The 14,076-nt window shown below is 33.4% G+C and carries 12 protein-coding genes; 5 read left to right on the forward strand and 7 right to left on the reverse strand.

The annotated features are described in order from the left end of the window. Positions 1-27 precede the first annotated feature (27 nt). The 6 genes from ACN19N_RS15265 to tviB are packed head-to-tail and all read right to left on the reverse strand — an operon-like array spanning position 28 to position 6,746. Positions 28-1,107, reverse strand: coding sequence for a glycosyltransferase family 4 protein (locus ACN19N_RS15265; RefSeq protein WP_420001695.1), 1,080 nt, complete (start codon positions 1,105-1,107; stop codon positions 28-30). Beyond that, positions 1,107-2,438 (reverse strand): O-antigen polymerase, encoded by a 1,332-nt coding sequence (locus ACN19N_RS15270; protein ID WP_420001696.1) that lies wholly within the window; start codon positions 2,436-2,438, stop codon positions 1,107-1,109. Before ACN19N_RS15270 ends, ACN19N_RS15265 begins: the two co-directional genes overlap by 1 nt. Beyond that, entirely contained in the window at positions 2,438-2,953 is a 516-nt protein-coding gene (locus ACN19N_RS15275; protein WP_420001697.1) for an acyltransferase, read from the reverse strand. Before ACN19N_RS15275 ends, ACN19N_RS15270 begins: the two co-directional genes overlap by 1 nt. Before the next feature lie 13 nt (positions 2,954-2,966). Next, a complete protein-coding gene (locus ACN19N_RS15280; protein WP_420001698.1) occupies positions 2,967-4,406 on the reverse strand; it encodes a lipopolysaccharide biosynthesis protein in 1,440 nt (479 codons plus the stop codon). A gap of 16 nt (positions 4,407-4,422) precedes the next feature. Further along, positions 4,423-5,448, reverse strand: coding sequence for an NAD-dependent epimerase/dehydratase family protein (locus ACN19N_RS15285; protein ID WP_420001699.1), 1,026 nt, complete (start codon positions 5,446-5,448; stop codon positions 4,423-4,425). A 20-nt stretch (positions 5,449-5,468) separates the two neighbouring features. After that, complete coding sequence (gene tviB, locus ACN19N_RS15290) at positions 5,469-6,746, reverse strand: Vi polysaccharide biosynthesis UDP-N-acetylglucosamine C-6 dehydrogenase TviB (protein WP_420001700.1); 1,278 nt, start codon at positions 6,744-6,746, stop codon at positions 5,469-5,471. A gap of 345 nt (positions 6,747-7,091) precedes the next feature. On the opposite strand from tviB, the gene ACN19N_RS15295 reads away from it, so the two are divergent. The 5 genes from ACN19N_RS15295 (at position 7,092) to ACN19N_RS15315 (ending at position 12,444) form a co-directional block, all read left to right on the forward strand. After that, entirely contained in the window at positions 7,092-8,192 is a 1,101-nt protein-coding gene (locus tag ACN19N_RS15295; protein ID WP_420001701.1) for a polysaccharide biosynthesis/export family protein, read from the forward strand. Positions 8,193-8,194: 2 nt separating this feature from the next. Beyond that, complete coding sequence (locus tag ACN19N_RS15300) at positions 8,195-8,623, forward strand: low molecular weight protein-tyrosine-phosphatase (protein ID WP_005163585.1); 429 nt, start codon at positions 8,195-8,197, stop codon at positions 8,621-8,623. A gap of 16 nt (positions 8,624-8,639) precedes the next feature. Next, positions 8,640-10,829 carry a polysaccharide biosynthesis tyrosine autokinase gene (locus ACN19N_RS15305; RefSeq protein ID WP_420001702.1) on the forward strand — a complete coding sequence of 730 codons (2,190 nt, stop codon included), beginning with the start codon at positions 8,640-8,642 and terminating at the stop codon, positions 10,827-10,829. Positions 10,830-11,006: 177 nt separating this feature from the next. Continuing rightward, positions 11,007-11,714 (forward strand): FKBP-type peptidyl-prolyl cis-trans isomerase, encoded by a 708-nt coding sequence (locus ACN19N_RS15310; RefSeq protein ID WP_420001703.1) that lies wholly within the window; start codon positions 11,007-11,009, stop codon positions 11,712-11,714. Positions 11,715-11,760: 46 nt separating this feature from the next. Further along, complete coding sequence (locus ACN19N_RS15315) at positions 11,761-12,444, forward strand: FKBP-type peptidyl-prolyl cis-trans isomerase (protein ID WP_420001704.1); 684 nt, start codon at positions 11,761-11,763, stop codon at positions 12,442-12,444. A gap of 33 nt (positions 12,445-12,477) precedes the next feature. Here ACN19N_RS15315 and murJ read toward each other — a convergent pair whose 3' ends face one another. Then, positions 12,478-14,028, reverse strand: a complete 1,551-nt coding sequence (gene murJ / locus ACN19N_RS15320) for a murein biosynthesis integral membrane protein MurJ (RefSeq protein WP_420001705.1) — start codon at positions 14,026-14,028, stop codon at positions 12,478-12,480. Positions 14,029-14,076: the final 48 nt, after the last annotated feature.

A 14,076-nucleotide genomic window follows, 5' to 3' on the forward strand; every position in this document is an offset into this window, starting at 1 on the left:
ATTTTTCAGATATTATAATCTACTTTCTCATGACTCTAAATTGATTAAAAATTTTAAATAAATATCACCAACTGATTGCAAGTTATATTTACTCCTGACCATCATTGCATTATGAGCAATCATTTGACTCATTGTATTATCAGAAACTAACTTTGACATTGTATCAGAAAGAGCATCAACATCTCCTACTTTTATCAAAAAACCATTTACACCATTCACAATAATGTCTCTTGGACCAGCATCACAATCAAAACTAACACAAGGTAATCCTGCAGCCATAGCTTCAACAAGCGCATTAGGAAAACCCTCAGAAATGGAACTGAAAACAAATAATGAAGATTTTGCTAACCACTCATCTATATTATTTACTGCGCCCATTAGGATTACTCGATCATTTAAATCAAGAGCTTCTATTTGATTTTCTAAATCCTTACGCAATGGACCATCACCCAAGATAATTAAAGTCCAGTCCTTAATATTCGCTTGGTAAAAGGCGTCTATAAGATATTTTTGCCCTTTTTCAGGTACCAATCGACCAATGTTAAGAATAATATTTTGGCGTGGTATATATGGATAAAGTTGCACTTCTTTTAGTGGGTTGGGAATTACTTTTATATTTTTACTACCTGTTAAACTTTCCAAAGAGAGTTTAGATAAAGAAGTTTGTGCTATTATTCCCGTAGCATATTTATATGTTATTTTTTTAAAAAACCTAAATATAAAAGGTAAATTTAATAATGGATTAGATCTATCTGAAACAAAAATCCTAAGTTCTAAAAAAGCACTAGAAAGAATAGTAAAAATATTATATTTATCCATAAAACTTAAGGTGGCATCAGGTTTATGTCGTTTTAATAAATTTCTTAATTTAAAAAATACTATAAAAATAGATAAGATTTTTCCTAATTTACTAAAATTTTTAAAACCTAATCTATAAACATTTACCCCAGGATTTAATTTATAAAAATCATCTGCATCAGCCAATAGCACCACATACACTTGAATATTTTGCTCAAAGAAATAGTTTGCCAATTCAGAAATCACTCTTTCGGCACCACCTTGTTTCAAGGTAGGAATTATTAAAAAAACTTTTTTGGCTGCAATCACTACTTAATCACCTTTGGCTTAATAATACTAAAGCTTCTTAAAAAATAATAAATAATTAAACTCCATATTATAAACTTAAATGGCATAAACAATCCAGCTCTAGGCAAATACAATGCATAACTAGTTAATGAAAAATATATAATATTTGATGCAAAAGTATTATTCTCAATCAATTTTCTTCTAGAATATTCAACCAACAAACCAAAAAAATAAAATAAAAAAATACATCCTATTAGTCCAAAAGAAATATACACATCAGATATTAAATTTGTACCTACTCCCCACGATGCATTATTACCCAATGCAATCTCTGTAAAAAAAGTAGGAGAGGTCTTGATTTCAAAATCCACAGCACTATTTAATATACCTTGAAAGAAGGGAAATACTGCTATAATATCTGAGATCAAAGTACTACCAAAATTAACACCATTTTCATCAACATAATCTTTTCCTAAATAAAGAGTAAATGAACTACTTGACAAGTCAGAAGTAACATAATATAAATCCTCTAAATTCATATTAAGACCAGTTAATCCCCTTAAAAATATATTACTACCGGTAGAAATATCCGCAACCCTACCCACCCCAATAATATACATCAAAAAAGACCCAAGAAATAATATAGGAAAGATTACTAAAATATTTATTTTTTTAACATAAAATGAATACATCGATAGGATCAATATTAAAAGACTTAGAGCTGGCCCTCTATCTCCTACAGCCAAAAATAAAAATACGTAAATAAATGCAATAAAAAAATAAAGAACTTTTGAATGTTGATAATTGTAATTTTTAAAAAATGCTACAGAAGAAACAATAAAAAAACAAACTACTAACTGTAAAATATATAAGGACAATACGCTTTGAGCAGTAAAATTACCTGATAAAAACTCTTTACCCACAGCTATAATAAAAAAAATAACTAAAATACCTGTAATCTGAGTTATTTTTTTATGACTATAAAAATAATTATATTTTATTTTATTATTTAGTAATTTAGTATTAGCACCCAATATAATAAAACTTGATACTACCCAAGCTAATGCAGTTGACTTATTAATAACATTTTCATTAAAACCTAAGGTAAATATAGGAAAAAAATCAGGATCTATTGGATATAAGATTAGAGCATAAAAGAAATTTACAAAAAAATAAGAAAAATAAAATATAGAATAAAAATTTACATAATTACCATTACTTTTTTTAAAAATAAAATAAATAGCTTGAATCAAGAAACCCAAAGTTATAAATTGTATAAAGACACTATTATATATTTGTGGCGCCACAAAATAAGCAAAAAGTGCAGTGATAGAGAAAAAAATATTCATCATTATTTAATTAAAAATTTATCATCAGATAGAGACAACAGATACTTTTTCTTATCTAGAGCATTTAATGCTTTAGAATTAGTATTTTTAAGTATCATTTTTTGTTCAAATTCAGAAAAACTAGCTATTATTTTTGCAGGATTTCCAGCGACTACCAAATTATCTGGTATTGATTTAGTTATTACAGAGCCTGCTCCGATTACACAATTTTTTCCAATTGTGACGCCTGGCATAATTAGACAATTGTTCCCTATATATACATTATCTTTAATAACCACTTTACCAAATACATCTATATTAGGATATTTACCTCTTAGAACCCAAGCTCCACCGTGTGTAAATATTTTTGTACCACTTGTAATCTGCACATGATTTCCAATAGTAACCAAATATGGCTCCGATCCAAAACTTATATCTTGAATATCACAATCTTTACCTATTGTAGCTCCATTGAATACAGCAAGTTTTTGAACACTCCAAAAATATTTCCTATATAAATTAATTAAAAATTTTAACATTTTTATTTCTATCCTAAATTAAAAATTTCTTAATGTTTAAAAAATTACGTAAATCAATAATTTTAAAAACTTTAAGTAAAAGTGCATATAAAAAAATAATGATTAAAAAAGAAATTGCTGATCCTTCTTGCAAATATCCATATGCAATTATTCCATTATTTAAAAATAAGATTACAAAAATACAGATTAAACTTATCTTAAATATTACGATTAAATCATTTATATCTGGAATATTTAAAACTTTTCTAACAAAAAAATAATTAATTAAAAAACTAAATACACACACATATGCAAAACCATATAATAAGTTAACTATACTCGCAGTTAATACGCCATATACTATAGTTCCCATTTGCAGTGTTTTCTTTAAAATTTCTAATTGTAGAATTTTCTCTGTCCTATCGAAAACTTTAAATATATTTCTACTTAAAATTTCAAGTAAATAAAAAAAAGAAATAAATATTAAAAATTTTAAATAAATTGCAGAAAAAAGCCACTTTTCCCCATATAAAACTCTAATAATAATTTCTGCATAGTTAAAAATAACCATACAAACAAATGCAACTATAACTGCAAATAATTTAAATGTAGTTTGGTAAAATTCAATAAATTCTTTTATATTTCCTTTTAGTTTAGATAATGCTGAATACATAACATTTAATATAACACCTTGAGAAACTGAATTAGGAATATCTTGGAGTTTCTGAGCTTGATAAAAATAACCTGTTTGAATAATTGAAAAATACCTACCTAAAATCAAATGATAAATATTATTGAAGATAACATTCAGCAATGATGCTAAAGTGGTATTTATGCCAAATTTAAAAAAACTTTTGAACGATGAAGTGCTAAATTTATAAGTTTTTAATGTGCCTACAAAATACCACATAATTATAGCCAGAAATAAAGGTGTCAATATCTGTAACAATACAAGTGCCCAAATGCCTGCGCCTTTTAATGCATAAAATATAGCTATCCCCGATGACAAAAATATAGAAAAGAATTCATAAGTAACTTTAGATTGGAATCTCATCTCTCTTATTAACTTAGTATCTTGCACAATTCTAAATGCGTTAATTAGAATAACTAACGAAGAAATAATTAAAATATTTTTTAAATCATTATCATTATAAAAGTTTGAAATAAAACCAGCTAACAACATCAATACTAACATCATTATAAATGAAACAATAAGATTAAAGATGAAGATTGTTGAATAGTCATTATCAGTAACATGCTCCTTCCTGATTAATGCTCCAGATAATCCAGCCTCCGTTAATACTGACCCCACAATAATAAAGAACATGACAATACCCAATTGTCCAAACTCCTTAGGGGAAAGAAGGCGAGCTAAAATTATATTACTAATTAAACTAATAGAAAGATAACCAAAACGCCCAAATAGGGACCATAAAGAATTTATGAGTACCTGTTTTGATAATCCTTCCTTCATTTTAGTTCCTATCTATTTATATCAAAAAAAATTTATACCAAGGCATTGCCTTCTCAATACCATCAAAAACACTATACCGACATTCATAACTAAGATATTTTCTTATTTTACTTATATCAGCCTGTGAATGTCGTACATCACCAGCACGGAACTCTCGATATACTGGCTGTTTAGTATATTCCACGCCATTTTCATTTAAGGCAGCTTTAATGGCATTAAACAAATCATTCAGAGTGGTACGGTCTCCCACTGCTACATTATAGACTTGATTTTTAGCTTCCACATTTTCAGTTGTTGCAGCCAAAATATTAGCTTGTATTGCATTTTTTATATAACAAAAATCTCGACTGGTTTCACCATCACCATTAATAGTAACATCTTGATTTTGGATCATCGCCGAGGTCCATTTCGGAATCACTGCAGCATAAGCACCATTCGGATTTTGTCGTTTACCGAAGACATTAAAATAACGTAAGCCTATAGTTTGAAAACCATATGTCTTTGCAAACACATCTGCATAAAGCTCATTCACATACTTGGTAACAGCATACGGCGATAAAGGCTTACCAATATTTTCCTCTACTTTAGGTAGCGCAGGATGATCTCCATAAGTCGAGCTACTTGCTGCGTATGTAAAACTTTTTACATTGGCATCTCGAGCCGCAACCAACATATTCAAGAAACCTGTAATATTGGCACTATTTGTCATAATAGGATCTGCAATTGATCGTGGTACAGACCCTAAAGCGGCTTGATGTAATACATAGTCAACAGTAGCACATACTTTTTGACAATCTTCTAATAAACGAATATCACCTTCAAAAAAGGTAAAATTCTTCCATTGCTGTTCTGAGACTAAGCTTTGGACTTCATCTAAATTATGTTGAAACCCAGTCGCAAAATTATCTAAACCAATTACTTTTTGATTTAATAACAATAATGTTTCTAAAAGGTTGGATCCAATAAAACCAGCAACACCCGTAATCAACCATGTTTTAGGATTATTTTTTAATTCTTCACATACTTGAACAAATTGAGTCATAACGTACTCTCTCAAAAAAATTATAAACGAATATCAGATTCTTGCTGTGTGAGTACATATTTCAGATCATATAAGACATGCTCAGCTTTACCGAACTTTCGTATTTCTTCAGCCCCCATTTGTTTAAATTGCTCATGGGCAACAGCTAAAATTATGGCATCATACTCTGCTGATTTAGGGTTATTTATAGGCTGAATATTGTACTCATGTTCTGCTTCTGCTGAATCAACCCAAGGATCATAAACATCAACCTCTATGTGGTATTCTTCAAGCTCTTTCACAATATCAATAATCTTAGTATTTCTAATATCAGGGCAATTTTCTTTAAAACTTAATCCCAATAATAAAACTTTTGCTCCTTCAACTTGGATCTTCTTCTTAATCATTTTCTTAACAAGTTGAGTAACAACATAAGCCCCCATACTGTCATTTAATCGACGTCCAGCTAAAATAATTTCTGGATGATAGCCAATAGACTGGGCTTTATGCGTTAAATAATATGGATCAACACCGATACAGTGACCACCAACTAGACCTGGGCGAAACGGTAAAAAATTCCATTTTGTGCCTGCTGCCTTTAACACATCTTCAGTATCGATTCCCATTCGGTTGAAAATCAAAGCCAGTTCATTAATTAAAGCAATATTTACGTCTCGTTGAGTATTCTCAATTACCTTAGCAGCTTCAGCCACTTTAATAGTTGAAGCTTTATGCGTTCCAGCCTCAATAATTAAATTATAAATTTCATCAATAAACTCAGCTACCTCTGGAGTAGAGCCTGAGGTAATTTTCAAAATATTGGTTACCCTATGAAGCTTATCACCAGGGTTAATCCGCTCTGGGCTGTAACCTGCAAAAAAATCTGTATTAAATTCTAAACCTGATACCTTTTCTAGAACAGGAATACAAACTTCTTCTGTAGCACCGGGGTAAACCGTCGATTCATAAACGACGATATCACCTTTTTTCAGAATTTGCCCAATGCTTGTCGATGCTTTAATTAACGGCGTTAAATCCGGTTGCTTGTAATCATCAATAGGGGTTGGAACAGTGACAATGAAAAAGTTACATTCTTTTAATTTTTCTAAATCGCAAGTAAATGATAATTGAGCGGCTTGTTGTAATTCATTTGGAGAGACTTCAAGAGTATGGTCTTGCCCATTTTTTAGTTCTTCAATTCGTTTGCTCGAAATATCGAAGCCAACAACGCGCACCTTTTTTTTCCCAAACTCAACAGCTAACGGTAAACCCACATAGCCCAAACCAATAATTGCTATTTTTAATTCGGCAAGTCTCATAAAATTAGCCTTAATCCCTAAAATATATTTAAAAACTTAAATGAAAGACATAAAAACCATCAATTTTTCTGGACACAATATAGCAGAGTTTTGCTAGACACTATAACGAAATTGTATAACGTATTTTTCTTTTAAGCTGATTTACTCATAAATTTTACTAAAATGCAATATTATCAATAATTAACAAATCTGTTACTTTTTATGAGATAAACTTAGCATACAAAGCCAACGGATTTGTCGGTGATTTTTTAGGTTTTTTGAGCTAGAATAAGCAAAATTCTAAGTCTAAACACAGATGTTTGTGTCTAAGCTGATATAAATTTTATAAATATTCAAGGGTAAATTGTGAAGCATTATCAATTATTTTCCATCCTTGCAATTAGCTTAAGTGCTGTTGGATGTGCTGTCACTTCTGGTCTTCAAACGTACGACATTCCAAGTGAGGGAGTTTATAAGACTGATCTTGGGACAACTGTAAGTGTGATAAAAATTACACAAGATACTTTAGAGTCTATAAAACCAACCCAGTTAAACTACCAACAAAACTATACTTTTTTATTTAATCAACCACAGCGTGTTTATCGTTTAAGTCCTGGTGATGTTTTATCCATTCAACTTTGGGCATACCCTGAAATCACTCCACCTGTAAACAATCTGTCGAATGATCAATCGATTCAAGCCAATGGATACCCTATTGATTATAATGGATTCATCCAATTGCCCTTAGTCGGTCGATACAAGGCATCTGGTAAAACGTTAAGTCAATTAAATTCAGAATTACGAAATCAATTTGCTCATTATTTAAAAACCCCTGACGTAATTGTCAGAGTCTTAAACTATCAAGGGCAACGTTACTCTGTACAAGGAAGTGTAAGAAAAGGTGGTCAATTTTATTTAAATGACCAACCTATTAATTTATATACGGCTCTTGGTATGGCTGGTGGTGTATCTGAATTAGGTGATAATACTTATATACAATTAGTACGTAATGGTACTACTTATAATCTCAATACACTTGAATTAGAAAAAGCAGGCTATTCGCTACACAAACTTTTAATTCAACCAAACGATACAATTTACGTAAGTACTAAAGACAATCAGAAAATATATATTATGGGTGAGTCTGGTAAAAACCAAGCCCTGCCAATGCGCGATCAGGGCATGACTTTGAGCGATGCTCTAGGTGAAGGTTTAGGTTTGAATCCTTTATCAGCAAGTGCCAGCCGAATTTATGTATTACGCACTAATGCAAATGATCGACGAACTGAACTTTATCATTTGAATTTAATGAGCCTTGGTGACTTTGGTTTGGCAAATCAATTCCGTTTACGTAGTAACGATATTGTATATATTGATGCAACAGGTTTAACTCGCTGGCAACGTGTTATGAACCAGATTGTACCGTTCTCGAGTGCACTTTATAGCTTTGATCAGCTAGGTAAGTAATCATGCAGATTCGAAGTATTTTAGTGGTTTGCGTTGGTAATATTTGTCGTAGTCCTATGGCAGAATACCTACTAAAACAGGATTACCCTCAGCTAATGATAGATTCAGCTGGTATTTCTGGACTTTCAGGTCATCCTGCCGATGACAAAGCACAGCTATGTATGCAACATTTAGGTATTGATATAAGTGGGCATATCGCAAAAAAATTAAATGCTGAACATTTAAAAAAAGCGGATTTAATTCTCGTGATGAGCAAAAATCAGCAAGCTCATATTGAACAAACTTGGCCTTTTGCTAAAGGAAAAGTTTTCCGCTTAGGCCATTGGCAAAATAAAAATGTGCCAGACCCATATCAGCATGATCAGGCCTTTTTCGATGAGACATGTCAGCTTATTCAACAGTGTGTCACTGATTGGAAAAATTATATTTAACTTTTAGATTAAGATTATGAGCCAAAATACCAATACTGAAGACACAATTGACTTGAAAGAGCTTTTTTTCTCTCTTATTGCTCAATGGAAATTAATCGCTTTATTTATTATTCTTAGTCTTGTATGTGCACTTTTGTACCTTCGTGCAACACCTGATACCTATTCAGTTGATGCCTTAGTTCAAGTTGAAGACAGTAAAGGGGCTTCAGCTGCTTTATTGGGTGATTTATCACAAATGATTGACCAAAAATCACCCGCTCAGTCTGAAATCGAAATTCTAAAATCTCGTTTAGTTTTAGGATCAGTGATTCAAGCACTTCATCTTGATTTAAATATTTCAAGTACAGAAGATACTTTACGTCATCGTTTATTGAAAAAACCACATTACGCAACCGAATATAACCCTCAATCCGTCATCTTTAAAGATAATACCAAGCAGTTTGAAGTCCGAGATTTTCTAATACCAAATCAATTTATTGATAAAGGACTTACACTTACTTTCAAAAATCGGGACTTTTTCTTAGTCGATCCAAAAAATGATCAGGTTATATTTACTGGCATCATTAATCAATCAAACTCTATTCAGAATAAATATGGCGCATGGAAAGTAAGTGTTTTTACAAAAGATACTTTAACCAGTGCATACCGAATTCATAAGAAATCTTTACCCGCTGCTGTCAATGCTATTAGTTCAAATTATACCGTTGCGGAAAGAGGAAAAATGACTGGAATTCTTGGTTTAAGTTATCAAGGCCAAGATAAACAACATATTACTAACGTTTTAAATGCAATATTATCAGCTTATAGTGCCCAAAATGTAGCCCGCCGTTCTGCTGAAACTGCCCAAACGCTTAAGTTTCTAGATGAACAACTACCAGAGTTAAAGAAACAGCTTGATAATGCAGAACGTGAATTTAATAAATTTCGCCAAAAATATAATACTGTTGATGTCACCAAAGAGTCTGAGCTTTATCTTACTCAGAGCATCAACTTAGAAACAAAAAAAATAGAGTTGCAACAACAACAAGCAGATTTGGCAGCAAAATACACTGCTGAACATCCAGCGATGCGAGAAATTAATGCTCAAATTGCTGCAATTAATAAACAAATTGGTGATTTAAATAGTACATTAAAACAACTTCCAGACATCCAAAGACAATACTTGCAACTGTATCGTGAAGTTGAAGTAAAAACCCAACTTTACACTGCTTTATTGAATTCGTATCAACAACTTCGAATTGCCAAAGCAGGCGAAATTGGTAATGTTCGTATTGTAGATACTGCGGTTGAACCTGTTGAACCAATTAAGCCAAAGAAATTACAAGTACTTATTCTTGCTATTTTCTTTGGTGGATTCATTGGTACACTTATTGCTTTGTTACGTAATATGTTACGTACGGGTATCAAAGATAGTGGGCAAATTGAAAATGAATTCAATCTACCTGTTTATGCAACTGTACCTCGATCTCCCGTTCAAGAGACACGTATCCGTATTTTAAAGAAAAAGAAAACTATTCCTATCCTTGCAGTTAAACATAATGATGATATTGCAATAGAAAGCTTACGTAGTATTCGAACTGCGATTCATTTTGCACTCGTAAGTGCAAAAAACAATGTTATTGTTATTGCAGGCCCTTCTCCTGAGGTTGGTAAATCATTTATCTCAACCAATTTGGCGACTATCTTTGCGCAAAGCAATAAAAAAGTTCTCTTGATTGATGCAGATATGCGTCGTGGCTATATGCATAAATATTTTAATTTAGATGTAAAGCCTGGTTTATCTGAATTTTTAAGTCATCAAGCTGATCTAAACCAAGTAGTTCATACAACTGAAGTAGATGGCTTAAGTATTATTACACGGGGTAAAAGTCCAGCGAATCCATCGGAAATGTTAGGATCTGAACAGTTTGCGGTATTACTTAACCAATTAAGCCAAGAATATGATCATATTATCATTGATACACCACCTGTACTTGCTGTAACCGATGCAATTATCATTTCTCAATATGCGGGTGTGAACTTACTTGTAGCACGCTATGCTAAATCACAAATGAAAGAGCTTGAACTAAGTTTAAGTCGCTTTGAACAAGCGAATGTCAAAGTAAATGGCTTCATTTTAAATGATATTCAACGTGCTGGTGCTGGGTATGGGTATGGGTATGGGTACAATTATTCCTATGCTTACAAAGCAAATAAAGATGATTAAAAATCCATCATAACACTCATATCAAAAAGCCAGATCTCATAGTCTGGCTTTTTATTGATAAACACAGAAACTATATAAAAAATACACGCATTTTTTAGCTGAGTTATTCAATGCTTAAGCTTAGACATGCTAAGATCATGACCATATTTTTTATTAAAATCTTACTTCGGACATCTCATGAGTAAAGCTTTACCTGTCATTGCAGCAGTCGTTTTAGGTGGCGCAGCCCTTGTTCCTGTTTACTATGCTACTCAGCACCCGACGACTGAACTTGGATCAAAAGCGGATAAGAATGCAGCCCCTGTTGCAAAAATCAGTTATGCCTTAGGCTATGAAGTTGCAAAACAAACACCACCTGAATTGGAAACAGCTGCATTTATCAGAGGTTTCCGTGATGGGCATGCCAAAAAGCCTGCTGCATACACCGAAGAAGAATTACAAGCTGCTTATATGGAATTCCAAAAGGAACTTCAACAAAAACAACTTAATGAAACCAAAAAAGCTGAAACCACAAACAATAGTTTTTTAGCTGAGAATGCGAAAAAAGAAGGTGTAAAAACAACGGCTTCCGGTTTACAGTACAAAATTATTAAAGAAGGTACTGGCAAACAACCTGTTGCAACCTCTGTTGTGAAAGTTCACTACAAAGGTCAATTAACCGATGGTAAGGTCTTTGACAGTTCTTATGACCGCGGTGAGCCAATCGAATTTCCACTCAACCAAGTCATTCCCGGTTGGACAGAAGGTTTACAGTTAATGAAAGAAGGTGGCAAAGCAACGCTTTATATCCCTTCTCAACTTGCTTATGGAGAACAAGGTGTTCCTGGTTCTATTCCACCAAATAGCACATTAATTTTTGATGTCGAATTAATCGCTGTAAAATAATTGGTACCAAGGAGAGCATACGCTCTCCTTTATTTTGGAAGAAATAATGAAAAAACTAAGTTTGATTTTAATCGCCTCAATGATGAGCACAGCACATGCAGCACCCATTACTTTAAAAAGCCCACAAAAAGATCAGTTAGGATATAGTTACGGTTATTTAATTGGTAAGAGTTACGCAGAGACATTAAAAGATCTTGATATTGCAACAATCTCACAAGGTCTAGAAGAAGCGATACAAGGTAAGTCTGCATCGTTAACTGATGAAGAAATGATTAACCTATTAAGCCAATATAAAAAGCGTCTCGAAGCAAAACAACTGATAGAATTTCAGGAACTTGCTCAAAAAAATGAGCAAATTGGAAAAACGTTTTTAGCTGAAAATACAAAGAAAGCTGAGATTATAACCACCAAATCAGGTTTACAGTACCAAGTGATCCAAGAAGGCAAAGGCAAATCACCTAAAGCAACTTCAACAGTAAAAGTAAATTACGAAGGACGACTCTTAGACGATACGGTATTTGACAGTTCAATTGCACGAAATCATCCAGTTGAATTCAAGCTTAACCAAGTCATCGCAGGTTGGACTGAAGGTGTTCAAACCATGAAAGTGGGTGGTAAGAGTCGTTTCTTTATTCCAGCAAATTTAGCATATGGCGAAGTGGGTTCAGGCGATGTGATTGCGCCAAATAGCACACTCATTTTCGATATTGAATTACTAGAAGTAAAATAAGAAAAAACCTCCTGTACAGGAGGTTTTTTTATATTAATGCTTAAGTTGTCTTGGTCTAAAACCTGTAATCAATAATCCAATCACATAGGCCACCACACCAATTACACATAAACCAGCCACTTCAGCGATGCGTAACCATTGTGAAATATCGCCTTGATACCAACTTAAACCATACCAAAGCGCGACAATCATAGTGATGTTCGCAATTGCATATTGGAGCGCTAGTTTCTTCCAATGCGTTCCAAAACGATAGATATTGCGTTTGTGCAAATAAAAATACAGCATGCCTGCATTCACCAAAGCTGAGCCTGATGATGCTAAAGCTAAAGCCATATGTTCTGCATGCCAATCAATTAATTTAAAGAAACCGATAAAGACAACGTTTAAAATCGCATTCGCAGCCACTGCCATCAAACCGACACGAACAGGGGTTTTGGTGTCTTGCTGAGCGTAAAAACCAGGTGCAAATACTTTGATCAACATAAATGAAATCACCCCTGCACTCATACATTGCAAGGCTAATGCTGTCATTCGTGTATCTTCCAACGTAAATTCACCACGTTGGAACAAGGCTTGAATAATCGGTGTCGACAGCATAAATAATGCAATGCTCGAAGGAATACCAACAAGCATGATAATTTTAGCTGCCCAATCGATCATGCTCTTAAATTTAGCTTGGTCTTGTTCTGCATGACGTGCTGATAACGAAGGTAAAATCACTGTACCGATTGCTACGCCAATTAAACCCAATGGCAGCTCTGTCATACGTTCAGCACTATATAACCACGATACTGAACCATCTTGCATGAATGAAGCCCAAATTGTATTCAGCAATAAGTTGATCTGCGTGACTGATACACCAAATAAAGCAGGTAACATCAGTTTTAAAATACGGTTAACACCTTCATGTTTAAAATCAACTTTCGGGGGAATCAGTAAGTTCTTATTCCATAACTCAGGAATCTGAATCGCGAGCTGCAAAACACCTGCAACCACAACAGCCCATCCTAATGCCATAATCGGTTCAGCCATATACGGCGTTAGCCACCACGCCCCTGCAATCATTGCCAGATTCAGCAACACAGGTGAAAAGGCTGGCGATGCAAATGAACCATAACTATTTAAGATGCTACTCGCAAAAGCCGTTAATGACATGAACATCAGATAGGGAATCGTAAGACGAAACATATCAACCGCAAGGTCAAATTTCTCAGGATCGTTATGAAATCCGGGTGCGTAGATATAAATAATTGCAGGTGCAGCAACCATTGCGACAAACGTCAATAATGACATTGCTGTGAGTAGACAACCAAAAACTCGACTGATGAGAATCTGAACTTCGGCATGCGCACGACTGGTTTTATATTCGGTTAAAACAGGAATAAAGGCTTGAGAAAATGCCCCTTCCGCAAATAAACGCCGAAAAAAGTTGGGAATACGAAAGGCAACAACGAAAGTATCGAAGTCCTTGCCCGCACCAAATACATTGAGTAGCACAACATCACGCACTAATCCCAAAATTCGGGATAACATCGTCATTGCACTGACAATGACAGTCGATCGCCACAATGCCATCGCATTCACCTACGGCTTATCTTTTAAAAAGCGTTATTGTAATGAAAGTCAAAATAG

It is taken from the genome of Acinetobacter sp. LF10 (assembly GCF_048585715.1).
In the GTDB taxonomy this organism is placed as follows: Bacteria; Pseudomonadota; Gammaproteobacteria; order Pseudomonadales; family Moraxellaceae; genus Acinetobacter.

Excerpts from the sequence above, each read along its gene's own strand:
- ACN19N_RS15300 (WP_005163585.1), top strand. The coding sequence starts at position 8,195 with ATGCAGATTCGAAGTATTTTAGTGGTTTGCGTTGGTAATATTTGTCGT.
- ACN19N_RS15280 (WP_420001698.1), bottom strand. The coding sequence starts at position 4,406 with ATGAAGGAAGGATTATCAAAACAGGTACTCATAAATTCTTTATGGTCC.
- tviB (WP_420001700.1), bottom strand. The coding sequence starts at position 6,746 with ATGAGACTTGCCGAATTAAAAATAGCAATTATTGGTTTGGGCTATGTG.
- ACN19N_RS15270 (WP_420001696.1), bottom strand. The coding sequence starts at position 2,438 with ATGATGAATATTTTTTTCTCTATCACTGCACTTTTTGCTTATTTTGTG.
- ACN19N_RS15285 (WP_420001699.1), bottom strand. The coding sequence starts at position 5,448 with ATGACTCAATTTGTTCAAGTATGTGAAGAATTAAAAAATAATCCTAAA.
- ACN19N_RS15275 (WP_420001697.1), bottom strand. The coding sequence starts at position 2,953 with ATGTTAAAATTTTTAATTAATTTATATAGGAAATATTTTTGGAGTGTT.
- ACN19N_RS15310 (WP_420001703.1), top strand. The coding sequence starts at position 11,007 with ATGAGTAAAGCTTTACCTGTCATTGCAGCAGTCGTTTTAGGTGGCGCA.
- ACN19N_RS15315 (WP_420001704.1), top strand. The coding sequence starts at position 11,761 with ATGAAAAAACTAAGTTTGATTTTAATCGCCTCAATGATGAGCACAGCA.
- ACN19N_RS15305 (WP_420001702.1), top strand. The coding sequence starts at position 8,640 with ATGAGCCAAAATACCAATACTGAAGACACAATTGACTTGAAAGAGCTT.